The 24,241-nt window shown below is 64.2% G+C and carries 19 protein-coding genes; 10 read left to right on the forward strand and 9 right to left on the reverse strand.

Going from position 1 to position 24,241, the window contains the following annotated elements; genetic code table 11:
• The 5 genes from A9J21_RS32080 to A9J21_RS25570 form a co-directional block, all read left to right on the forward strand.
• On the forward strand, positions 1-2,527 hold a 2,527-nt coding region (locus A9J21_RS32080), incomplete at its 5' end, for an S-layer family protein (protein ID WP_197497568.1).
• Between the two features lie 439 nt (positions 2,528-2,966).
• Positions 2,967-4,646, forward strand: coding sequence for a ShlB/FhaC/HecB family hemolysin secretion/activation protein (locus A9J21_RS25555; RefSeq protein WP_066740582.1), 1,680 nt, complete (start codon positions 2,967-2,969; stop codon positions 4,644-4,646).
• 65 nt (positions 4,647-4,711) lie between these two features.
• Positions 4,712-6,580 carry a peptide transporter gene (locus A9J21_RS25560; RefSeq protein WP_066740584.1) on the forward strand — a complete coding sequence of 623 codons (1,869 nt, stop codon included), beginning with the start codon at positions 4,712-4,714 and terminating at the stop codon, positions 6,578-6,580.
• Positions 6,577-8,394, forward strand: a complete 1,818-nt coding sequence (locus A9J21_RS25565) for a methyltransferase domain-containing protein (RefSeq protein ID WP_066740586.1) — start codon at positions 6,577-6,579, stop codon at positions 8,392-8,394. Before A9J21_RS25560 ends, A9J21_RS25565 begins: the two co-directional genes overlap by 4 nt.
• Positions 8,395-8,397: 3 nt before the next feature.
• Entirely contained in the window at positions 8,398-8,706 is a 309-nt protein-coding gene (locus A9J21_RS25570) for a hypothetical protein (RefSeq protein WP_066740587.1), read from the forward strand.
• Positions 8,707-8,811: 105 nt separating this feature from the next.
• On the opposite strand, the gene A9J21_RS25575 is transcribed toward A9J21_RS25570, so the two are convergent.
• The 5 genes from A9J21_RS25575 to A9J21_RS25595 all read right to left on the reverse strand — a co-directional run bounded on the left by A9J21_RS25575 (position 8,812) and on the right by A9J21_RS25595 (position 13,847).
• A complete protein-coding gene (locus tag A9J21_RS25575; RefSeq protein WP_066740589.1) occupies positions 8,812-9,309 on the reverse strand; it encodes an SgcJ/EcaC family oxidoreductase in 498 nt (165 codons plus the stop codon).
• Positions 9,310-9,496: 187 nt separating this feature from the next.
• A complete protein-coding gene (locus A9J21_RS25580) occupies positions 9,497-10,177 on the reverse strand; it encodes a response regulator transcription factor (RefSeq protein ID WP_066740591.1) in 681 nt (226 codons plus the stop codon).
• Positions 10,158-11,810: a cell wall metabolism sensor histidine kinase WalK gene (locus A9J21_RS25585; RefSeq protein ID WP_066740593.1), complete on the reverse strand. Its 1,653-nt coding sequence runs from the start codon at positions 11,808-11,810 to the stop codon at positions 10,158-10,160. The genes A9J21_RS25580 and A9J21_RS25585 overlap by 20 nt, the downstream gene beginning before the upstream one ends.
• A 102-nt stretch (positions 11,811-11,912) precedes the next feature.
• A complete protein-coding gene (gene fumC, locus A9J21_RS25590) occupies positions 11,913-13,316 on the reverse strand; it encodes a class II fumarate hydratase (protein ID WP_066740595.1) in 1,404 nt (467 codons plus the stop codon).
• 180 nt (positions 13,317-13,496) lie between these two features.
• Positions 13,497-13,847, reverse strand: coding sequence for a four-helix bundle copper-binding protein (locus A9J21_RS25595; protein ID WP_066740597.1), 351 nt, complete (start codon positions 13,845-13,847; stop codon positions 13,497-13,499).
• A gap of 241 nt (positions 13,848-14,088) precedes the next feature.
• Here A9J21_RS25595 and A9J21_RS25600 point away from each other — a divergent pair, with 241 nt between their 5' ends.
• A complete protein-coding gene (locus A9J21_RS25600) occupies positions 14,089-14,460 on the forward strand; it encodes a hypothetical protein (RefSeq protein ID WP_066740600.1) in 372 nt (123 codons plus the stop codon).
• A 72-nt stretch (positions 14,461-14,532) separates the two neighbouring features.
• Here A9J21_RS25600 and A9J21_RS25605 read toward each other — a convergent pair whose 3' ends face one another.
• Positions 14,533-16,521 carry a diguanylate cyclase domain-containing protein gene (locus tag A9J21_RS25605; protein WP_066740602.1) on the reverse strand — a complete coding sequence of 663 codons (1,989 nt, stop codon included), beginning with the start codon at positions 16,519-16,521 and terminating at the stop codon, positions 14,533-14,535.
• Between the two features lie 375 nt (positions 16,522-16,896).
• On the opposite strand from A9J21_RS25605, the gene A9J21_RS25610 reads away from it, so the two are divergent.
• Both A9J21_RS25610 and A9J21_RS31745 read left to right on the forward strand, forming a co-directional pair.
• Complete coding sequence (locus A9J21_RS25610) at positions 16,897-19,740, forward strand: EAL domain-containing protein (protein ID WP_082926602.1); 2,844 nt, start codon at positions 16,897-16,899, stop codon at positions 19,738-19,740.
• 190 nt (positions 19,741-19,930) lie between these two features.
• Positions 19,931-20,095, forward strand: coding sequence for a hypothetical protein (locus tag A9J21_RS31745; RefSeq protein ID WP_156546172.1), 165 nt, complete (start codon positions 19,931-19,933; stop codon positions 20,093-20,095).
• Positions 20,096-20,208: 113 nt separating this feature from the next.
• Here the strand turns inward: A9J21_RS31745 and A9J21_RS25615 are convergent, their stop codons facing one another.
• Positions 20,209-20,538: a PadR family transcriptional regulator gene (locus A9J21_RS25615; protein ID WP_066740604.1), complete on the reverse strand. Its 330-nt coding sequence runs from the start codon at positions 20,536-20,538 to the stop codon at positions 20,209-20,211.
• A gap of 539 nt (positions 20,539-21,077) precedes the next feature.
• Here A9J21_RS25615 and A9J21_RS25620 point away from each other — a divergent pair.
• Positions 21,078-21,989, forward strand: coding sequence for a DMT family transporter (locus A9J21_RS25620; RefSeq protein WP_066740605.1), 912 nt, complete (start codon positions 21,078-21,080; stop codon positions 21,987-21,989).
• 25 nt (positions 21,990-22,014) lie between these two features.
• On the opposite strand, the gene A9J21_RS25625 is transcribed toward A9J21_RS25620, so the two are convergent.
• Together A9J21_RS25625 and fur are read right to left on the reverse strand one after the other, a co-directional pair.
• Positions 22,015-22,416, reverse strand: coding sequence for a hypothetical protein (locus A9J21_RS25625; protein WP_066740606.1), 402 nt, complete (start codon positions 22,414-22,416; stop codon positions 22,015-22,017).
• Between the two features lie 108 nt (positions 22,417-22,524).
• A complete protein-coding gene (gene fur / locus A9J21_RS25630) occupies positions 22,525-22,992 on the reverse strand; it encodes a ferric iron uptake transcriptional regulator (protein WP_066740608.1) in 468 nt (155 codons plus the stop codon).
• A gap of 501 nt (positions 22,993-23,493) precedes the next feature.
• Between fur and A9J21_RS25635 the strand changes: the two genes are divergently transcribed.
• The gene (locus A9J21_RS25635; RefSeq protein WP_066740612.1) at positions 23,494-24,222 is read left to right on the forward strand and encodes a 2OG-Fe(II) oxygenase; all 729 of its coding nucleotides are present in this window, start codon (positions 23,494-23,496) and stop codon (positions 24,220-24,222) included.
• Positions 24,223-24,241: the final 19 nt, after the last annotated feature.

A 24,241-nucleotide genomic window follows, 5' to 3' on the forward strand; every position in this document is an offset into this window, starting at 1 on the left:
TAATGGCTCGACCAATGTTTCCGGCAACTCGACGAACGGCACTGGCGTCGATAACGGCGGTCGCATCAACACCGACGGTAATGGTTCGACCAACGTCTCGGGAAATTCGACCAACGGAACGGGCGTAGGCAACGGCAACGGTACCATCAACACCGGTGGCAATGGCTCGATGAATATCTCGGGTAATTCGACCGACGGCCCAGGTGTAGATAATGGCAATGGCGCGATCAACACGGACGGTAACGGCGCGACCAACATCTCTGGCAACTCGACGAACGGTACCGGTGTTGATAACGGCAATGGATCGATTTACACCGATGGCAACGGCTCAACCAACGTTACGGGTGACTCTGGCAACGGGACCGGCATTGATAACGGCAACGGTTCCATCAACACCGGCGGCAACGGGTCGACCAATGTCTCGGGCAACTCGACCAACGGGACGGGTGTCGATAACGGAAACGGCACCATCGATACGGGTGGCAATGGCTCGACCAACGTCTCGGGTAACTCGACAAACGGTACGGGTGTCGATAATGGAAACGGCACCATCAACACGGGAGGTAATGGCTCGACCAATGTCTCGGGTAACTCGACGAACGGTACTGGTGTCGATAATGGCAATGGATCGATCCATACCGATGGCAATGGATCGACGAACGTCTCGGGTAATTCGACCGACGGCCCAGGTGTAGACAACGGCAACGGTTCCATCAACACCGGTGGCAATGGCTCGACCAATGTCTCGGGCAACTCGACGAACGGTACTGGCGTCGATAATGGCAATGGATCGATCCATACCGACGGCAACGGCGCAACGAACATTACGGGTGACTCTGGCAACGGTACCGGCGTAGACAACGGTAACGGCACCATCAACACGGGCGGTAATGGCTCGACCAATGTTTCGGGCAATTCGACGAACGGCACGGGTGTCGATAACGGCAATGGGTCGATCCATACCGATGGCAATGGCTCGACCAACGTCTCGGGTAATTCGACTGACGGCCCAGGTGTAGACAATGGAAACGGCTCGATCAACACCGGTGGCAACGGGTCGACCAATGTCTCGGGTAACTCGACGAACGGTACGGGTGTCGATAACGGAAATGGGTCGATCAATACTGGCGGTAATGGCTCGACCAACGTCTCGGGTAACTCGACAAACAGTACGGGTGTCGACAATGGAAACGGCACCATCAACACGGGAGGTAATGGCTCGACCAACGTCTCCGGCAACTCGACCAACGGTACCGGTGTCGATAATGGTAACGGCACCATCAACACCGGCGGCAACGGTTCGACGAACGTCTCCGGCAACTCGACCAATGGCACCGGTGTAGACAACGGCAACGGCACCATCGACACCGACGGCAACGGCTCGACCAACGTCTCCGGCAACTCGACCAACGGTACGGGCGTCGATAACGGAAACGGCACCATCAACACCGGCGGCAACGGTTCGACCAACGTCTCGGGTAACTCGACCAATGGCACCGGTGTAGACAACGGCAACGGCACCATCGACACCGATGGCAACGGCTCGACCAATGTCTCGGGTAACTCGACGAACGGCACGGGTGTCGATAACGGCAATGGCACCATCAACACCGGCGGCAACGGGTCGACAAACATCTCCGGCAACTCGACCAACGGTACTGGCATCGATAACGGCAATGGGTCGATCAACACGGACGGTAATGGCTCGACCAACATCTCGGGCAATACCACCAACGGTACCGGTATCGACAACGGTAACGGCACCATCAACACAGGCGGCAACGGTTCGACCAATGTCTCGGGGAATTCGTCCAACGGTTCTGGCATCGATAACACCAACGGAACGCTCAATCCTGGGGATCATGGGTCTGTGAGCAACATCTCCGGCAACGGCAGCTCGAATGGTTCCAATGGATCGGACGGGGGCAATGGTTCAGACGGCGGCAATGGTTCAGACGGAGGCAATGGATCAGATGGCGGCAACGGGTCAGGCGGCGGCAACGGATCGAATGGCTCGAACGGTAGTTCGGGTGGCGACTCAGGTGGCTCGGGCGGCGGGGCGGGCGCGGCCGTAGCCGGTGCTGCCGGTGCCATTGGCCTGGGTGCGGGCGTCGCGTATTTCTGGAGCGATCTGTTCGGCGCCGATTGGCACCTGGCATCGCCGCAAGCGATGACGGTGGAACTTGGCGAAGAGGCATGGGCCGGTGCCACGCTGGAGGCGGTCGAGGTCGACGCCAGTGCGAATGTCGCCAAGGTCAAGATCGCCACCAGCACCGGCCAGCTGGAGCGCAGCCTGGACTTCCGCGACGGTGCCGACGGCGTCAAGCACTACGTCTCCGAGGATCCGCAAACGAAGATGAAGGCAGATCTGTCGGTGAATACGCAGACGCGCGAGTTCTTCTATACGGAAAGCGGCATCAAGGATGGCAAGCCGTACGTGGTGAAGTCTCACGGCTGGCTGAAGGCTTCGACCGAATCGGCTGCATCGCCGACCCCTGCTGCTGCAACGGGCATCGGCGGTCAATAGTGACGTAGCGGGTGCCAGATGGCACCGGCTACGTCCTGGCCCTGGCTAATCGGGGCCAGGTCGCGTCGGACACTCGAAGTTGAGGGTGTCCGACGCGTTTCCATTTCGCGTTATTTGGTCCACTCGTTTCTCCATTTCAGGATTCTGTTTTGTCGGAAATTGGAATGGACCATTTTCATTTCGATTTTCGAAACTACCTGCCAAACTCGCACCAGGGACGATCCGGCATCTGGCGGTGCAGGGAGATCACGCGGCAATCGCGGCCACCCCCGGTGGAAAAGGGCCATGGAATCGATTCTGGTCGCGAAATTCAAGGATTCTGCTATTCGGCGCGGGTGAAAGCCGCTCTACCATTTTTACAGAAATAGCGACGCACTGATCAACAGTCCGATTCGCAGATGTAGCAAGTGCAGAGAACTCACCGAATCCATCCATTTCCATGTCGCGGAAATTCAGAAACATAAAGAAAAAAATACAGCGCTTCGCCTGCACATTGCCATGGTTGGTAATGGCAGACGCTGTTCAGGCAGAGCCTGCGGCGTCAGTCGTTGCAGTGACGTCGGCGCACAAGGCCGTGGAATTCAGCGTGTTTCCCGCAGGAAGCCCTGCGGCAGATTCGGTTGTGCGCGTTCTGCAGGGTGCGGCATCGCGCCTGGGTACCACACCGGCAACGTTGGCTGAGGTGGATCAATGGTCCGACAGCCTCACCAATGCGTTGCGGCAAGGCGGCTTCCCGGTCGGTCAGGTACTGCTGACCGAACAGAACTGGCGCGCGGCCCGGCAAGGCAAGCCGCTGGTGTTCACTGCCTTTCCCGGCCGCATCCATGAGATCCAGATCGACAACCAGTCGCGCGTCAAGGACGTACGGTTGCAGCGGCTGATCACGAAGGCCTTGTGCGGCGCCGAAGCGCTCGATGGGGTATGCCTGTTGCAGACCAGCCGTCTGGAGCGCGCCACGCAATTGTTGCAGGACGTGCCGGGCGTGGCGATTGCCGCGGCGCCCCAATTCTCTCCAGGCGGTGGTTCCGGCGACATCAACGTGCGTTTCAGCCTTGCGCAACGCGGTGATCCCATCACAGGCGACGTTTTCATCGATAACAAAGGTATCGAATCGACCGGGCTGTACCGGCTTGGCGTCACCGCATCGGGCAATAATTTCTTTGGCCTGGGAGAGAGCTATGCGCTGACCTTGACCGGCACCGAGAAGAAGATGTGGACCGGTTCGCTGACTGGCAGCATGCCGATTCTCGACGATGGCTTGCGTGTCACGGGTGGTTTTACCCGTCAGCAATACTCGATCAATGCTGTGACGCAAGTCGTGGGCATCGCCAATACCCTGCAAGCGGGTCTGCTCTATCCCATTACGCGCGGGCTCGATGCCAATATCTGGGCCGGCGCTTCGTACCTATATAGCCGGACGAATACCGATTACAAGAACTTCTATGTGGCGCACAGCACGCTGAATGCGTTGCGCTTCTCTGTTCAGGCCAACAACGGCGACCGGGCGCAGCAATTGCGCAGCGATATCTGGAGTGGCGAGCTTGCGCTGACGGTCGGGCATCAGAGTAACGACACGCCAGGCTGGAATGCCGCGACGCAGGTGGCGGGCGCCTACGGAAAATTCACCACCACCGGCTTTGGCAAATACGGACTGAATCGCAGTGGCGATCTGTTTCTGACCGGCCAGGTGCATGGACAACTCGCCAGCAAGAACCTGGACCCGAGCGAAAAGCTTGGCGTGGGCGGCCCCAATGCGGTGCGTGCCTATCGTGCCGACGAAGGGTCGTTCGACGATGGCGTCGTGCTGAACGCCGGCGCCTACAAGCGTATTCCCGTGGCGGCCGGTCATCAGGTCCAGTTCGGCATTTTCTCGGACTTCGCCATCGGCCGCGTCAACCATAACCCGTGGCCCTTTTGGGAATCGACCTACATCAACGTTCCCGGCGTCAGCAATCGCCGGATTCTCTCGGGTTATGGCCTGGGTATCGACTGGCTGACGCCCATTGGTGCCACCGTTTCCGCGTCCATTTCAAAAGCCTATGGATTCTCGTCCACGTCCTGGGTAGATCCCGGCAAGAAACCAACGCAGTACTGGCTATCGGTGACATGGAGCAAATAAAACCGTAAGGCGGCTGGCGAGCGCCAGCAAGACCGGATCGATCATCTCTCTACAGGAAAATCATCATGACCAAGCCCTCCATCTTCAGCATTAACAAGTTCGAATATCTCTGCTATCGCCGCGAACATGAAAAAGCAGGCCGCGAACTGGTGGCCTTGCTGAATCGCATCGACAACCACTACGGCATCCTGATGGATATCGATGAATGGGCGCAGTCGGGTGAGGCCCGCGACATCATGGACGATCACCTGCTGACGCGGCTGACATCGGCCATCAGCAGCCTGGCGACCGATCCGGAATTCCGTATCACCGATCACGGTGGGGCGCTGCTGCTGCAATACCAGCGATGGCTGGCGGCGATGTTCGCGGCCAGCCCGTTCCGCAATGCCGATCATGTCTTGCGGACATTGGGGCTCGACGAAGAAGCACGTTATTCGCTGCAGTTGCGGACGTCCGATTTGCGCAAGTTCCAGTTGTTCTATCTGCCGGAATCCGAAGTCCGCCTGGATTGGGACGCGCTCTGGGCGCACAACAAGGTGGTGACCGCCGGGCTGGCAATGGCCATGATGTCGTCGCGCTTCCTGGCCACACCGTCGGCCCATGGCAAGCGTGAATTGCTGCTGCGCTGGCTGCCGGAACGGCTGGACCAGATCGATAGCGTCGACGTGTTGCCGATGGGCGTGATGCACGACGTCTACATGCACTGCAGCTATGCCGACATCGCGAGCAAGCACGATATCAAGAAGCCGATCAACACCTTGATCCGGCGCAAGCTGGCAACGCTTGGCATGTTCGATGTCGAACGCCCGGCTGCCGTGGCAGGCAAAGGCAAGCCCGTGCTGCTGGTGGTGCTGGAATGGTTCTCGAAGAACCATTCGATCTACCGCACTCACTCGCAGACCATGGTGGCGATGCGCGATCGCTTCCACCTGGTGGGGATGGGCTACGGCGACCGCGTGGACGACGCGGGCCGGGAAGTGTTCCACGAGTTCATCCCGATCGAGGGCAACAATGTGTGGGACCATGCGCGCCACATCCGCGATACGAGCGAGAAATACCAGGCGCAGGCGATGTATATGCCCAGCGTGGGCATGTTCCCGATCACGATGGTGCTGGGCTGCCTGCGCGTGGCGCCGCTGCAGATGATGGCGCTGGGGCATCCGGCCACCACGCACGGCCATGCCATGGACTACGTTGTGGTGGAAGAAGACTATGTCGGCGACGAATCGTGTTTCAGCGAAAAGCTGCTGAAACTGCCGTCCGACGGCATGCCGTACCGCCCGCCCGCAGCCATGTTGGAGCTTGAGTTGCCGAAAAAGACCCCGTCGAAGGCCGACGTGGTGAAGATCGCCATTGCCGGCACCACGATCAAGCTCAATCCAGGCTTCCTGGAAACGTGCGCGGCGATTGCGCGCAAGTCCAAGGTGCCGGTGCAGTTCCACTTCCTGGTGGGCCAGGCCAGCGGGCTGGTGTTCCCGCAGGTTCGCAATCTGGTACGGCGCATCGTCGGCGAAGACGCCGTGGTGTACAAGCACCAGAATTACCACAGCTACATGAAGGTGATTGCGGGCTGCGACATGTTCCTTAACCCGTTCCCGTTCGGCAACACCAATGGCATTGTCGATACCGTCTGGGCCGGCCTGGTGGGCGTATGCAAGACCGGCAGGGAAGTCCACGAACATATCGACGAAGGGATGTTCCACCGGCTTGGCTTCCCGGAATGGACCATTGCCAAGACGAAGGAAGCGTATGTCGATGCCGCGCTGCGCCTGATCGAGAACCGGACCGAGCGCGATGCCCTGACCGCGAAGCTGGCAGGTCCGCGTGCGATCGAGAAACTCATCTTCAAGGGGCGGCCGGAGATCCTTGGCGAGCGGATCGAGGAAATCTGGCGCCAGAAGCTGCCGACCCGCAGCAAGGCGCTGCAATCATGAATTCGTCGATCAAGGCGGCGTTGCGCCGCGCGCATGATCCGTGTTTCGTCCAGCATTACTTCGCGGGTGTCGGCCTGGATATCGGCGTTCGCGAATCTGACCTGGGCGCAAGCCGCAGCCTGTTCCCGCGTGTAACGCGCGTGGTGCCATGGCATGGCGACGTCGCGGCGGTACCGGGCGTCGAAGAGCGCGCGTTCGATTTCGTCAACGCGGGTCAATGCCTGCAGAACGTGGTCAATCCGACCAGGACGCTGGCGCGCTGGCTGGACCTGTTGAAGCCAGGCGGCTATCTGGTGCTGACCGTCCCGGACGAGGATCTGGAAGAAGAGGGCAAATGGCCGAGCCAGATCGATCCGTCGCGCCGTGCAAGCTTTACGGTCTGCAAGCCGGCCAGCACGCTGCCGGCATCGGTCAATGTGCTGGATATGGTGCGGTCGGTCGCGGCGATTGCCGCCTGCGAACGGATTTCCGTGGTTCGCGATCACCATGTGGACAACGGCGGCGCGCGCGACGCGTCGGGTTCGCTGGCCGAGCGGGCGATCGAAGTCGTGCTACGCAAGCGGCAGGTGCCCACGCCCGACGAATTCTTCCTGGTGGCCGGCCGCGCCCAGAATGCGCAAGCCTGCCTGCGCGAATGTCTGGGCGCTGTGCGCACTTATCCGTACCGTTTTGATGTCACGCGGCGGGCGGCGCTGCTGCTGCAGCGCTGGAACCTCAACGCCGAGGTCGAGACACTGTGGGGCCAGGCCGTCGAACGCCTGCCGGAAGAATGGGAGCCCAAGCTGTACCAGTTCCTGCACCTGATTTCGGCCGGGAAGATCCACGAGGGATTCCAGCTGCGGGCGGAGCGCGTCAGGCCGTGGCCCTGGCAGCGCCGCACCACCGCCAAACCGCCGGCAGACATCCCGGAATGGACCGGCCAGCCGCTGCAGGGCAAGTCCATTGTCATCTGGAGCGAGTTTGGCCTTGGCGACGAGATTTTCTTCCTGCGCTTTGCGCAGATGCTGCGTGACCAGGCCGGCGCGGCAACGGTGACGGTGGTGTGCCAGAAGCTGTTGGTGGGGCTTTTCGAGGCATCGGGCGAGGCGGACGCCGTGGTGGCGGTCGACCAGACGGCCACGTTGCCGGTCCATGACTTCTGGGTCTACCCGCACGACATTCCGGCCTTCCTGCCGGTGGAGCTCGACGCCCTGCCGGATTCGGTGCCTTACCTGCGAATCCCGCAGGGCATGCCGGCGTTCGAACTCGCGGGCAGGGCCGGCGCGCTGAAGGTAGGCATCGCGTTCAAGGGGGCGCCGACGCACGAGAACGACCGGTACCGTTCGCTCCCGTCCCTTTCGGTGCTGGACCCGCTGTTTGCCCATCGGGACGTGGAGTTCTACAGCCTGCAGAAGGGCGCCGGTGCCGACGAGGCTGCTGCGTACGCCAAACGGCTCGAGAACTTCCATGACGTGGGCGTCGCGACGCACACCATGATGGATACGGCGCGGGCCATCGCGGCGATGGATCTCGTGCTGACGGTGGATACCTCCGTCGCCCACGTGGCGGGCGCGCTGGGCAAGCCGACGTGGCTGCTGCTGCCCGGCTATGGGGACTGGCGCTGGCACCTCGTGCGCGAGGACAGCCCCTGGTATCCGACGATGAGACTGTTCCGCAATCAGGCGGCTGGTGGCTGGAGCGAGGTGGTGACGCGTGTCAACGGTCATCTGCTCGGGCTGGTTGCCGCGCGCGCCGAATCGGCGGATGAATCCTCGACGGAATCGTCGACGGAAACACTGGGCGAGCCATCGCGCGTGCTTTCGGATCAGGAGTGAATCATGAAACATCCCGTGGATTGCCTGTTCGGCGGCATCTTCCTGTCTGTGATCGTGACGGTGTTGGTGATGGTGCTGCTGGCACTGCTACCGCTCGACGCGCTGGGAGAAGGGCGCTTGACATATGTGCTGGCCGGGATGGGGGTATCCGCCTGTATCGTGTTCCCGCGCCCGCTGCTCAAGCGCACCCTGTGGCACGGCCGCGATCCATTCGTGCTGGACGATGAACTCGACAACATGCTGATTGGCCGGGGCATTGGCCTGGTATGTGGTGCGGCGGCAGGGGTGTTTGTGCTCGGACAGTTCATCTGATCCGGCCGGTTCTCCGGAACCAGGCCATTGAACATCGTCAATGCGCCAAAAAAGGAAAGGCGCCGGAGTAATCCGGCGCCTTTTTCTTGTGCACCCGCCAGGCGATCAGTGCTTGGCGGCGGGCTCGGGCATGGCCGAGGAGTGGTGATGTGCAATCAGCCACTTGCCGTTCTGCCACTCATACACATAGGTGTACCGCGCATGGACGGCACTGCCGTCGGCGAAGCGGAAGGTGTAGTTGCCCACGTCCTGCGCCACGTTGCAGCCGATCCGGATGAAACGGTCGTCGATGGTGCCCTGCGGCTTGTTCTTGAGGAACTTGACGAAGTAGTCCTTGATGGCCGCCGGGGTGTTACGGGCCTGGTTCGACACGGTCGGCAGCAGCACGCCATCGGGCGCGTAGTTGGCCACGACCTTGTCCGGATCGCCAGTGCGCAGCGAATCGTTCCAGCGATCGAACAGGCCGGCAATCTGCTGCTCGGTCGCGGCTGCACATGCCTGCGGCGCCGGCGCCTTGGCGGCGGTCTGCGCGGTGGCGGGCATCGAAGCAAACAGAACGCCTGCGGCGACGGTGATAAGAGAAGCGGCACCCACGTATTTCATCGAAGTTTCCTGTGATCAGACTCGTCATCGCACCCTGGTGGGTGCGGTGCCGGTGAATCGGCACAGGTTGATTCTCGGGCGCCAACGTTAACCGCAGGCCGCGCGTTCAATGAAGCGAGCCTGACGAAAGGATGAACGGAAGATGAACAGACTGCCGCAGCGGCGTTGCACTGTCGGGGCGTGATGCTCAGGGCGCGTCGTCGATCCGGTAGCCCAGCCCGCGCACGGTCTTCAACAGCGGCAGCGTGTGACCGTCGTCAATCTTGCCGCGCAGGCGTCGCACGTAGACATCGACGATATTGGTCAGCGGGTCTTCGTTGGCGCCCCAGACGTTGGACAGAATGCGCTCGCGGCTGAACACGCGTCCCGGGGCGTTCATCAGCAGTTCCAGGAAGGCCAGCTCCTTTGCGGTCAGTGTGATGGGGTTGCCACCTCGCGTGACCTGCATGCGCTCGCGGTCGAGCACCAGGTCGGCTACCTGCAGTTGCTGGGCCTTGGGCTGTTGCTCGCGTCCGCGTCGCAGCAGCGCTTCGATTCGCGCCAGCAGTTCCTCGAACGCAAACGGTTTGGTGAGGTAGTCGTCGGCGCCCAGTCGCAGGCCGGCCACGCGGTCGCCCACATCGCTGAGCGATGTCAGGATCAGGATCGGCACATGATTGCGCTCGGCCCGCAGTGTCTGGCACAGCTCCAGGCCGTTGATGCCGGGCAGCATCAGGTCCAGCAGCAACAGCGCGGCATCGCCCCGGCGGGCCATGTCCAGGCCCTCGGGGCCGGTGCGCGCAAGCTGGACGAGATAACCCTCGGCCCGCAGGCCGCGCACCAGGAAATCGGCGACGCGCGCGTCGTCTTCAATGACCAGGATGTTCATGGTGTGGGGTGGCGTTGGCGGTAACGACAGCATGGGGGCCGCCGGGGAGTTCGATACATGCACGCGTACCGTGAGGTTCGACCTGCGTCAGCGTGATGCTGCCGTGATGGGCCTGGACGATGGCCTGCGCAATCGACAGGCCGATGCCGGTGCCGTCGGCCCGATGCGCCCGGGCGCGCCGGCCCCGCACGAAACGTTCGAACACCAGTGCAAGTTCGTCGGCATCGATGCCAATGCCACGGTCCTCCACTTCGATGCGCACGCCGGTCGGCGCCGCATGGCAGCGCAGGGACACGGTGCTGCCACGCGGCGAATAGCGGATGGCATTGTCGAGCAGGATCACAATGGCCTGGCGCAGCCGGTCGGCGTCGGCCATGACCGTGATGCCGCCGGTCGTGTCAGGGCATTGCAGCTGGATGCGCACGTCATGCTCGGCGCCCAGCGCATCGGCAAAGTCGGCGGCGTCCTGCAGCAGCGGCAACAGCGCCACGCTCTGCGGCTGCATGACGAGCTGGTCAGCCTCGGCACGGGCAATCAGTAGCAGATCATTGATATGCCCGGTCAGCTGTTCGGCGGCGCCGACGATGTGCTGCAACGCCTGGCGGTATTCCTGCGCAGGCTTCTCGCCACCGCGCAGCGCGATCTCGGCCTCGCCCCGGATGGCGGTGGTGGGGGTGCGCAGTTCATGGCCCAGGTCGGCAAACAGCTGCCGGCGGCGCTGGTCGATGCGCTGGAGCGTTTCATGCGCGGAACTCAGTTCGGCAGTGCGCGCCTGGACGGCGTCCTCCAGGCGGCGCCGGGCCGCATCGGCATCGCTACGGTGTTGTTGCAGTTCGGCGGCCATGGCATTGAATCCTTCGGCCACGTGCTCGAACTCGTCGCCCGAGCGGATCGGCAGGCGGTAGTCCAGCGCGCCGGCGCGCAGCGCGCCCACACCTTCCAGCAACTGGTCCAGCGGACGCTTGAGGCGTCGCCCCAGTTGCCAGGCCAGCACGATGGCGGCCAGCAACGTCACGGCCGCCATGCCGAAGGCCTGGGCGCGCACCCGGTCCAGCCCGCGCTCGGTGGCGGCCCGCGCCAGGGGCACGGCAGCCCGCTGACGATCGATCGCGCCATATAGCAGTTCCCTCAAATCGCGGCCGCGGGCCTTGTCGAAGACGTCATTCAGTTCCTGCCATACCCCGGCGAAGTCGGCGTCGCGCGGCAACGGCTGCAGGGCTACCAGCCGTTTTTCCACGGCGACGATATTGTCGCCAAGCAGGTCCGTCATGCTGGCCAGCGCGTTGACTTCGGGCGGGATGGGCACCCCGTCCAGCGCCGATATTTCATTCCAGAGCACGATGTCGCGCTGCGCGAGTTCCCGCAGTCTGGCCGCGCCGGTCTTCATGCTGTCCAGCACGCGGTCGCGCACCTCGGGCGCGGCATCGGCATTCATCAGCCGCTGCGATGCCCACACGCGCAGCCGCTGCTTGTTGGCGGACAGGTCCAGCAGTTCAGACAGGATGTCGCTGGCAAGCCGGCTGTGCTGCGCGTAGTCGTTGACGCGGTTGGCACCCCAGTAGACAAAGCCGGCCTGGATGCAGACCAGCGCCACGAGCAGGGCAAAGGCTAGAGAAAGGCGAAAGCGGAACATGGCAGGATCTTGAGTTGCGCGCGGGGTTGCGCCGTGCGGCCGGTGTTACGCATAGACCGCGCAACACCGCCGGCCGTTCCGCCTTGCCTGATGGGATCGGCGTCAGACTTCTCTGGTCAGCGCCTTGAAGTCAATCCACTGGTCGAACTGCTCGTTGGTGACGTGGCCCGAATCGATGGCCGCTTCGCGCAGCGACAGGTTCTTCTTGACCGCCAGCTTGGCGATCTCGGCGGCCTTGTCATAGCCGATATGCGGATTCAGCGCGGTCACCGACATCAGCGAGCGCTCCAGCAGTTCCTGGATGCGGGCACGGTCGGGCTCCACGCCTTCCACCATGTGCTCGGCGAAGCTGGCGGCCGCATCGGCCAGCAGTGTCACAGACTGCAACAGGCTGTAGATGATGACGGGCTTGTACGCGTTCAGCTCCAGCGTGCCCAGGCTGTTTGCCAGCGTGACCGTGGTGTGGTTGCCGATCACGCGGCAACAGACCATGGCCAGTGCCTCGGCCTGGGTCGGATTGACCTTGCCGGGCATGATCGAAGATCCCGGCTCGTTGGCCGGCAACTGCAGTTCGGCAAAGCCTGCGCGCGGGCCGGAGCCCAGTAGCATGAAATCGCGGGCGATCTTCAGGAACGACGACGCCGTGGTATTGAGTGCGCCCGACAGGTCGGCCAGCGCATCGTGCGCGGCCTGCAGTGCGTAGCGGTTCGGTGCCGGTTCGAACGGCAGGCCGGTATAGCCGGCCAGTGCCCGCGCGAAGGCGGCGGCAAAGCCTTGCGGTGCGTTCAGGCCCGTGCCCACGGCCGTACCGCCCTGGGGCACCGGCATCGCGCGCAGCATGGCCTGCTGCAGGCGCGACTGTGCATCGCCCACCTGCGTCATGTAGCCAGAAAATTCCTGGCCCAGCGTCAGCGGCACCGCATCCTGCAGATGGGTGCGGCCAACCTTGACGATATCCGAGAAGGCTTCCACCTTCTTTGCGAAGGTCTGTTGCAGTTTCTCCAGCGACGGCAATAGTGTCTGCTGGATGGCGCGAGTGGCGGCGATATGCATCGCCGTCGGAAAACTGTCGTTCGACGACTGGCTGGCGTTGACGTGGTCGTTCGGGTGTACCGGCTTCTTGCTGCCCACCTCGCCGCCCAGCATCTGGATGGCGCGATTCGAGATGACCTCGTTGAGGTTCATGTTGGTCTGCGTGCCGGAACCGGTCTGCCAGACCGACAGCGGGAATTCGGCCGGCCACTTGCCGGCGATCACTTCCTCGGCGGCCTTCTCGATGGCGTCGGCCACGTCTGGCTTGAGCACGCCCAGTTCGCGGTTGGCACGCGCGGCGCACAGTTTCAGGACCGCGAAGGCCTCGATCAGCGCCGGCGGCATCTTCTCGCTGCCAATACGAAAATTCTGACGTGACCTTTCGGTCTGCGCACCCCAGAGATGATCGGCGGGGACGGCAACGTCTCCCAGGCTGTCTTTCTCGATGCGGGTGGCGGTGGACTTCTCGGACATGGACTGACTCCTACAGGAAAGAGGTCACAGTTGAATCTGAGCAGACCTAGAGGATAGCCGTCCGGTGGCATATGCGTCGCATAGCCCTGCCGCCGGCGTGTGCTTGCAAGCGCGGCCGGCGGCGGTTGCCTGGCAAAATGCCCGGGTCGATCTATGGTGCGATCAACGCGGACGAGGGGGTCAGGCGGTCATCTTCAGGCACATTTCCATACAGGTGGTGCACGCTTTGGCACATTCCTGGCAGTGCCAATGATCGTGCCGCTCGCATTCCTCGGCGCACCACTTGCACACTTCGGCACAGTCTTCGCAGACCAGCGGTGCAAACTCGCTGTTGCGCAGCATGTACGACGCGGCCAGGTTGGCAATGCCGGCGCAGTCCATGTCCAGCGCAATACAGCGGGTCATCTTCTTCGTGTCGGGCTCTTCCAGGCACGCCGCGGCACACTTCAGGCAAGCGGCAGCGGCGGCATTGCATGCCGCGATGCAATCGGCGTAACGGTTGAAGTTTTCCTGCACGGTGGGTCGAATCATCGGTGTCCTCCAAGGGGGATAAGGGGTAGGCAACCGTTATCCACAATAGCAGGCGGGCCGCGACCATGCCGGCTTGCGGGCTGCTGCACCGGGTTCACGGCCCAGTCGTCCGACTGTTCTACAATGGCCGCCACTGCAATGATTCTGTGACGCGCGTGGTTGCTCCGGCAAGTGGCGGATGACCGACGAAGCGTGCAGAAGGCAGTGATTGACACAATCCGCCAGTGGAAAGGACAGCATCATGGGTGAGGCAAAACGGCGGGGTACGCCCGAGGAACGGGCGCAGCAGGCACAGGCGCGCATCGACGCGCTGCGGCCCGCACAGCTGGTCTGCGGATCTTGCAAGACCGCGTTTACGAATTTCGACGCCATTCCCGCTCCGGGGCTGCGTGGCATCGACGCGGTGTTCGGCGGCCAGTGCCCGAACTGCGGCAACGACGTGGTGGTGTTCAAGGGCGAATCGAAGGCTGTGGCCGAAGCCATGCTGGCCTACGAGCGCATGATGGGCGAGAACGCCAAGCTCGGTTACCAGTCGGCGGATGGCCGCCATGTGCCGTTCGACGCCGACGCGCCGCTGGCGTCGGATGCGTCCGACGAATCGACCAAGCACTGACCGGGCGCTGCCGCCTGCCGGCGTGGCGGCTTTCAGCGCCGAAAGTCGTCACTCACCTGCGCTGGCAGCCGGTCACGCCGCCACTTCCAGCAATTCCGCCGGGCCGATCTCGTAGCGGCCCCGGCCCAGCGCCTTTGCGCGATACAGCAGCACATCGGCCATGCGCATCAGCGCTTCCTCGCTGAGCGGCGTGCCGCGATACAGCGCCACGCCGATGCTGACGTCCACATCGGTCACCACCCCATCGAAATAGAACTGCCGGCCCACCGATTCCAGGATGGCTTCGGCCACGCGCCGCGCCCCCGCCGGGGATTCGATGTCGGGCAGGATCACGGCGAATTCGTCGCCGCCAAGGCGTGCCACGTGGTCCTGGCTGCGCACGCAGCGGCGCAACCGCAATGCAAAGGACTGCAGCAGCAGGTCGCCGGTGGCGTGACCGTGGATGTCGTTCACGGCCTTGAAACGGTCCATGTCCAGGTAGAGCAGCGCCATCAGCTGATCCTCGCTCCGGCTCAGCGCCATGGCGTCGCGCAGATGCGCCTCGAACGCGCCGCGGTTCTGCAACTGGGTCAGGTGATCGGTGCGCGACAGATGGGACAGCCGCTGGTTTTCCTGCTTGCGCTGGGTGATGTCCAGCACGTGGATATGCACGCCCACCACCTGCTTGCCGTCCTCGCTCCATTCGGGGCGATAGCTGGTTTCCATCCAGTGGTGGTGCGGATATACGTACTCGCCCTCGAAGCTCACCACGCTGCCCGCCAGCGCCTGCTGCAGGTGCGGGCGGGCGCGCAGGTACCGTTCATCGCCCAGCAGTTCGCGTACGGTCATGCCACGGATCTGCTCGACCGACAGCCTGAACGCGCTTTCATACGCCGCGTTGTTGAAGACGTAGCGCTCGTCGTTGTCGATAAAGGCCAGCAGCGCGGGCAGGGTATCGGTCACGGCGCGTAGCCGGCGCTCGCTGCGTGCCAGCTGCTGCCCGCGCTGGCGCACGTCGCGCATCAGGCGGATGAAGGCCCGCGTGACATCGCCGATCTCGTCGCGCTGCGGCCGCTGTGGCAGCCGTTCGAAGGCGTCCACGTCGCTGGCGCTGTCGCGTACCACCTGATGCAGCCGTGACAACGGTGTCAGCAACCTGCGTACCGCCAGCCAGATCAGCAGGGCCACCACGGCCAGGACGATGCCGGACATCATCAGGAAGCGCCGCTGCAACTGCCGCAGCGGTGTGTAGGCTTCGTGCGCCGGCAGCACGGCGACCAGTTCCCAGCCCGTGGTAGCCATCAGCCGCCGGGCGATCACGGGGCGCGTGGGGGTAAGGAATTCCAGCGGTCCCGCATTGTCGTCGACACCGCAGGTGTTGCCGGCGGCGCTGGCGGGCTGGTGGGCCTGCGCGGGGTCGGGATGCTGGATATACACCGGCGCCGCGCCGGCCGACACCAGGCAGTAGAACCCGGTGATCCCCAGCCGGCTATGGCCGATCTCCACCAGGAAGTTCGGATGCCCGAGGTTGAGCCAGCCGGCCACCAGGCCCAGGAACGTGCCGGATCGCGACAGGATCGGCACCGCCAGCAACGCGCCCATCGAGCCGTCGATGCGTGCCCGCAGCGGGGCGGCCACCACCACGTTGCGGGTTCGGGCCGCTTCCCGGAAATAGGCGCGGTCGCTGATATCGGCCGGGGCGGCGCCGCCCATGTTGAGCAGGGTGCCGTCGGCATCGGCCACCAGCACCGAATCGAAGGCCTCGGGCACAGGCACCGTGCGGGTCACGATCTCCCTGAGCCGGTTGCGCAGCGCCTCGGGCGACATGCCGTGCGTGGCCGACATCGGCCCGCTCAGTTGCGGCGCCAGGTGCGTCAGCATCACGATGCGGTCTTCCATGGCCGTATCGAGCTGGTCCACCGACAGCTTGACGATCGAGTCCTGCTGGTTCTGCAGCACATCCTGCAGGTCGCGGTGCGCGTAGTAGAGCGAACCGAGCACGATGCCGCTGCCCAGCACGGCGGCAAGCACCGTGGTGATGAGCGCAATGCGCGCCTTGAGCGATGGCAGGAATCGGGGCATGGGTCCAGTTGCGATGCCGGCATGGAAAGGCGGTGAGCCTGAAGGCAGGGCGGCTGAAGGGGGCCTGGCGTCCGAAAGGTCTTCCGGCGCGCCTGCACTTTCCAATGCAAGGGTATGACAAGGCAGCCGAAGGTATCACGGCTCACCCGTTTGAGGCAGCCCGGGCAACCCGGGGTTTGACATGTCTCGAGTCCGGCGCCAGGCGCCCTTCGGGCACGGCGGCTCGCGTGTGGCTCGCATGTGTGTGTGCCGCCACTGTGCGGGCGTAAGTGGGCGGGTTATAGTGCGGCGGTCAATGTTGCGTAATGTATGCCCGAGCCCGGCATGCCGGGCACCATGAATCTACGCCCGACCCTATTCCGCCCCATTCCATTCATGAAATCGCGCCTGCTGTCTCCCGTCGTGCTCTCGCTGCTGGTCACCGCAGGGGGGACGCTGCTGACGGCGGGGGCATGGCACGTCGCCACCGGCCTGGAGCGGCGGGTGGCCGAGCAGGACGTGGGTGCGATGCTGGGGCGCACCGCCGACGCGCTGACCGACCGCCTGCAGGAAAACGAACGCCTGCTGCGCGGTGCCGCCGCCCTGATGGCCGCCAATGACCACACCACGCGGGCGCAGTGGCGCAATTACCTGTATTCGGCCCAGCTCGACGAATTGCCGACCGGCACGCAGTCGATCGGCTACGCCCCGCTCGTGCCGCAGGCGCGGCTGCCGGGCGTCGTGGCGGGCGTCCATGCCGATGGCGTGGGCGACTTCGAGGTCTATCCGCCGGGCGAGCGTGCCCAGTACGCCCCGATTCTCTACAACGAGCCGCCGAGCGGCCGCAATGCGCGGGCGCTGGGCTTCGACCTGCTCAGCGATCCGGCACGCCGTGCGGCGCTGGAGGCGGCGCGCGACAGCGGCCAGCCCCGGCTGACCCAGGGCCTGGACCTGATTCGCGAAGTGGAAGCCCAGGCACCGCAGCGCGGCGCGTTGCTCTATGCGCCGGTGTTTCCGGCGGGCGTGCCGTCCGCCACCACCGCCGAACGGCGCGAGGCGCTGTCCGGCGTGGTGTACGTCTCGCTGCGGCTGGGCGACCTGATGCGTGGCGTAAGCGGCGGCGTATCGGGCGATCTGGTGCTGACGCTGTTCGAAGGTTCCACCAGTGCCGCCGGTAGCCTGTTGTCGGGCAGCGCACCGGAGGCCGAGCGCCGCGACGACCACCGCAAGCCGATGATCGAGGCCGAGCGGCAAATCGAATTCGGCGGCCGTACCTGGACGCTTCGCGCCGCCACCCGGCCCGGCTTCGAAGCCACGCATGCCGGCCGCTACGGCCTGCGCGTGCTGGCACTGGGCGCGCTGGCTACATGGCTGATGGCATGGCTGGCGTTCCGGCTGGCGCGGGAGCGGCACGATGCCCGCCGGCAGGCCTCGCTTGCCGGGCAGGCGGGCAGCGCGGTGGCGGCCGGGCTGCGCGAAAGCCTGGCACGCGCCGAGCAAAGCGCCGCCACGGCCAGCCTGCGCTATGCACGCCTGCTGGACCACGCGCCGTTCTGTGTCATCACGTTCGATGCCTGCGGCATGATCACGGGCATCAATCGCGCCGGACAGCGCATGCTGTGGTATGCCGAAACCGAACTCGTCGGCCGCATGCCCTACGCCAGCCTGCACGATGCCGACGAGGTGGCCGCGCATGCGCGCGAACTGTCGGACGAGATCGGCGAGACCGTCGAGCCGGGGCTGCCGGCGCTGGTCGCCAAGGCGCGCCTGGGCGTGACCGACGGCCGCGACTGGACCTACCTGCGCAAGGGCGGCTCGCGGCTGCCCGTGCACCTGACGGTAACGGCCCTGGCCGATGGCAGCACCGAAGGCGGCTTCCTGGTCATTGCGCACGACCTGACCGAACGCCGGCGCGTGGACGAGTACATCCGGCACCTGGCCCAGCACGATGCGCTGACCGGCCTGCCCAATCGCACCGAGCTGAACGCACGCACCGAGGCGGTGCTGGCAGACGCGCGCCGCCATGGTCATCGCGTGGCCCTGCTGCTGCTGGACCTGGACCACTTCAAGCACATCAACGAAACGCTGGGGCATCCGGTGGGCGACGACGTGCTGCGCTCCATCGCCGACCGCATTCGCGGCGCGGTGCGCCCGCGCGATGTGGTGGCCCGCATGGGCGGCGACGAATTCGCAGTGGTGCTGGGCGGCTTGCGCCACGACAGCGAAGCCGAACTGGCTGCGGCCAAGATCCTGGCGCGGGTATCGGAAGACCTGCAGATCGCGGGCCAGTCGCTGCGCGTGACGCCGTCGCTGGGCATGGCCGTCTATCCCGATGATGGCGATACGCTGACCAACCTGATGAAGTCGGCCGATTCGGCGATGTACGCCGCCAAGCAGGACGGCCGCGCGCAGTTGCGCCGCTTTGCCACCGAGATGGCGCAGGCGTCGCTGGCACGTTTCACCATCGAGGCGCTGCTGCGCCGCGCGCTGGCCGAGCAGGAATTCCGGCTGCGCTACCAGCCCATCGTCGATGTCGCCACGCTGGCCATGGTGGGCGTGGAAGCCCTGATCGCGTGGGAAACGCCCGAACGTGGCCCGATGCGTCCCGCCGAGTTTATCCCCGTGGCCGAGCAGTGCGGCCTGATCGGCACACTGGGCGCGTGGACGCTGGCGACGGCCTGCCGCGAGATCCAGTCACTGCGCAACGAACTAGGTCTCGACATCGACGTGGCCGTCAATATCTCGCCGCTGCAGCTGCGGCAGGCGAATTTTCCGGAAACCGTGGCGCAGTGCCTGCAGGCCGCCGACCTGCCCGCGGGCAGCCTGACCATCGAAGTCACCGAGGGCATCCTGGTGGATGGCGGCGAGAAGACGATCGAGACGTTCCGCCGTGTGCGGCAGCTTGGCGTGGGGGTGTCGATCGACGACTTCGGCACCGGTTATTCGGGCCTGGGCTATCTGACGCGCCTGCCGATCAGCAAGCTGAAAATCGACAAATCGTTTGTCGATGACCTTGCCATGCCGGGGCACGACCGCGCCGTGGCCGCCGCGATCATCGCGCTGGGCCACCAGCTGCACCTGCAGGTGGTGGCGGAGGGCGTCGAGTCGAAGGCGCAGTTCGATTTTCTGCGGGGCGAAGGCTGCGACGCGGTGCAGGGCTTCCTGTTCTGCCAGCCCGTGGGGCTCGACGCGCTGCGCCAGATTCTGCTGGGCGGAAAAGGGTTTGCCGACGCCGCGTGAACTTTCCGTGTCAGCGTCATCGCGGCCGCCGCGCCGTGCGTTCAATCGGCTTGCTTGCGCCCAAAAGCCCGGTCACCTCAGGGCATTGCGCGCCGCGAATTCGCCAATAATGCGCCAACAAGGTTTTCCATGGGCACGGGGCGGGCACGGCAGGACCATCACCGCTCGCCAGCCATGAGGAGGGGTCGCCATGATGAGAAAGACGCTGGGCAGGATTGTTGCCATGGGTCGCGCACTGACACGCTGCATGCCGCGGCGCGCACGGCTTGAGCGCTTCGAGATGCAACGCATGGCGCCGGCGGAGCGCCGGCATCTGTGGTTGTCGTTCGTCTGGTGCGTGGCGCTGCTGGGCTGACACGCTGCCAGACAGGGCAGCAAAACACCCACGCAGAAACGGGTACGCTTCGGCAAAAAAGAAACCCGGCGGGCGCCTGGGCGCGCGGCCGGGTTTCGTACGAGCGGGGGCGCTCAGGAATTCGTGGTGACAATGGCCGGCTCGCCGACCCCGGTGGGATTGTGCAGGCGGCGATACAGGTCGTCGATGCGCGACCGGCTGCTCGCCAGCTCTTCGCGGCCCTGCTCGGTCAGCAGGTAGACACGCCCGATGCCGTCACGCAGGACACTTTCGAGATAGCCTTCCATCTGCAGCGCGCGCAGCAGAGGTCGGACGGTGCCGATGTCCACCTGGAATCCGTATTCCATGAGCATTTCTGCAAGCATGGCCACGGTGGCGGGCACCTCCATGGCGAATTGCATGACGTAGACGCGGGCTAGCAAGCCGAGGAACTGTCGTTTCATGTGGCAGGCAACGCAAAACCAGGGGTGGCGGTTGACGCGGGAATGCAACGTGAACGAAGCTGCCCATCCCCTTACACGCCTCGTAGTCTTACGATACGTGATTCTCGACAGCAGAAAAAAAAAGAAGCCGCCAGGATTTGCCTGGCGGCTTGTCGGGAATGCGTCGGAGGGGTCAATTAACTCTGGCGCAGGGCAGATTTTAATGGAACTGAATACGCGATGTCACGCGCTGTGGTAATGCCCCCTACCTCGGGGGGGTGACTTCGTAAGGCTTTCGAAAGCGATATTGCGGCGAAGATGCAACATTCGCCGGTTTTGCCCCGTTTTTGGGCGGCATTTGACCGGTTTTTCGCCACCTCGTCGTACCTGTACGCCGTGGCGCATGTCCGCTTCCAGCCAGCCATGGGCGTGGATTTGCGCTGAAATGAGGGGCATGGACCCGCGCCGAAATCGGGCTAGAACGATGTAAAGTGCCGTATTTGTCGCACTACCGCAACGGTTTATCGTCTTTGAACCCAATCATTGCCTGAACTGAACTGATGAAGCCCGCCGACCTGTTTCGTCTCCTGTTGCTTTCCGCCATCTGGGGAGCCAGCTTCCTGTTTATCCGGATTGCGGCGCCCGTGCTCGGACCGCTGCCGACCGCATTCTTCCGTGTGCTGATCGGTGCCGTGACGCTGGCGGCGTGCCTGCCCATGCTTGGCCTGAAATGGGACATGCAAGGCAAGTGGCCTGCCGTGGTCATGCTGGGCATCATCAACTCCGGTATCCCGTTTGTGATGTATTCGATCGCTGCGCTGTGGCTGCCGGCCGGTTACTCGGCCATCTTCAACGCCATGACGCCGCTGATGGGCGTGGTCATCGGCTCGCTGTTCTTTGCCGAACGGCTTACGCGCGCCAAGGCGGCCGGGGTGCTGCTGGGACTGGGTGGCGTGGCGGTGCTGACCCGCACCGGGCCGGTGGTGTTCTCGCACGATGTATTGCTGGGTGCGGTGGCGTGCCTGGTCGCCACATCGTGCTATGGCCTGGCGGGGTTTCTGACACGCCGCTGGATCACGGCGCGCGGCGGGCTGGACAGCCGGTTGGTGGCGGGCGGCAGCCTGGTCGGTGCCACGCTGTTCCTGTTGCCGTTCAGCGCGGCGGCGCTGATCCACGAAAACACGCTGCCGGCGGCCGGGGTTGGCGTCTGGGCGGGCATGCTGGGCCTGGGCATGTTCTGCACCGCCATTGCCTACGTGCTGTATTTCAGGCTTATCGCCGATCTTGGCCCGGTGCGGTCGCTGACCGTCACGTTCCTGATTCCGCCGTTCGGCATCGTCTGGGGCTGGATGTTCCTGGGCGAGACGCTGTCCTGGGCGCACGCGGCCGGCATGTTGCTGATCGGTGCGGCGGTCTGGCTGGTGCTGCGACCTGCCACGCCGGCGCCTGCGCCGGCCGTGGCCCGGTCATGATGGGCAGACAGCAGATCCCCCGCGATCAGCGGCGGTAGTAGCCGCGGTCGTCACCGCGGTAATGGTCATCGCCGCGATAGTGATCGGGGCCGCGGCCATGGTCGTGCCACGCCTGATATTGGCGTCGGTCGTACCAGCGGCGGCCATCCCAGTAACGGTCGTTATGCCAGCCGATCACCACGGCGGGCGCCGGAGCTACGACTACGGGCGGGGCCGGACGATATACCACCGGCGGCGGGGGCGGCGGCGCCACGTAGACGGGCTGGGGCTGGACATAGACCGGGGCCGGGGCAACCACAACCGGGGCCGGGGCGATGGGCACGCCAAGGTTCACGTCGACATCGACGCGCGCCATGGCAGCGGTGGACGTAGCCAGCGCGGCGGCGCCGGCAACGAGAAGGGAGAGGTACAGGGGGCGCTTTTTCATCGTAATCACCAGTGGGTGAGGTGCTATGGCTCCACTCTACCCATCTGGCGTATTACCGATTGCACGCCTTTGTAACGACACTTGGTGTTTGTGTAAGAAACGTCCGCGCTACTTCCGGATGATGCCGGTGTCGTTTTCGACATCCGACTCCTGGCAGGCCGGGCACAGCCCATAGAGCACCAGCATGTGCTCGCGCAGGACAAAGTCGTTCTGCGCGGCTACCTGCTTCTGCCGCTGTTCGATGCCTTCGTCGCTGAACTCTTCCACCACGCCGCAGCTGATGCAGATCAGGTGGTCGTGATGGCCGCCCTCGTTGAGTTCGAACACGGCATGGTCCGATTCGAAGCTGTGGCGCAACAGGATATTGGCCTGCACCAGCTGGTTCAGCACGCGATAGACGGTGGACAGCCCCGCATCGACATCGAGGTCGAGCAGGATCCGATAGACGTCTTCTGCGCTCAGATGGCGACGATCGCTGTTGCGGAACGCTTCCAGCACGTGCATGCGCGGCGATGTGGCTTTCAGGCCTGCGCGCTTGAGAGGAACGGCTTCGGAGTTGACGGTGGAAGTAGTCATGCGGCGGCTCGCGCCCCAAAGGGACGCACGGTTAGGACTCCAGGCGGTGAACCGGCGGCGGAAAGCGGTACCGGCGCCATTGGCCGGCCAACCTTCCGCCGGATCGTGGCGGAAGCAGGCGGGAAGCGCCGGATCGATCGCATTGTGTCGCTCCGGACGGCGCGCTGTGCCTGCGTGGCGCGCGGAATAAAAAGGTGGCCTGGCTTGCTTCAGGATGACGCGATCGGGAAAACGGGGTCTGGATGTTTTCCCGATCTTCCTGGAGCTGGCTACTACCAAACGCTCCGTGTGTCGGAGCGGTCCCCACAAAAGACGGTATCGGGCGCCGTATCGATCAGCATCGCTACCACGCCCAGCAATCTGTTCCTGCTGTTCCTGCTAATCCTGCTTTGCCTGTCCGGTTTCGGCAGTGCCGTGCGTCAGACAGTGGTTGGATAGTAAATGGGAATCGATCTCATTTCAAGGACTATTTTTGTCCCTGCTCGCAAAAGAGGTTTCGACATGAAGACCGAACAGGTATCGGCGGCCATCCGCCAGCAGATCGACGCACGCGACTGGCCCGGCATTGGCCGCGATCTCGACGCCTACGGCTGCACGGCGATCCGCGCGCTGATTTCGCCCGCTATGTGCGACGCACTGGCCGCGCTCTATCCACAGGACGCGCTGTACCGCTCGCGCATCGACATGCGCCGGCATGGCTTTGGCCGTGGCGAGTACAAGTATTTCGCCTACCCCTTGCCCGATGTGGTTGCCGCGCTGCGCACCGCGCTCTATCCGCACCTGGCGCCGATTGCCAACCGCTGGAACGCGACGATGGGCATCGACGCCGATTACCCGGCCGCCCACGCCGACTACCTGGCCCGCTGCCATCGCGCCGGCCAGTCGCGTCCTACGCCGCTGCTGCTGCAGTACGGGGCCGGCGACTACAACTGCCTGCACCAGGACCTGTATGGCGAACACGTGTTTCCGCTGCAGGTGGCGATTCTCCTATCCGAACCCGGCAAGGACTTTACCGGCGGCGAATTCGTGATGACCGAGCAGCGGCCGCGCATGCAGTCGCGCGCCGAAGTGGTGTCGCTGGGCAAGGGCGATGCCGTGGTGTTTGCCGTGAGCCAGCGGCCGGTGCAGGGCACGCGAGGCAGTTACCGGGTGAACCTGCGCCATGGCGTGAGCCGCCTGCACGGCGGCCATCGGCAGACCCTGGGGATCATCTTCCACGACGCCGCCTGACCGCGGCGCGCGGCGCACC

Origin of the sequence: Cupriavidus sp. D384 (genome assembly GCF_001652915.1) — a bacterium.
In the GTDB taxonomy this organism is placed as follows: Bacteria; Pseudomonadota; Gammaproteobacteria; order Burkholderiales; family Burkholderiaceae; genus Cupriavidus.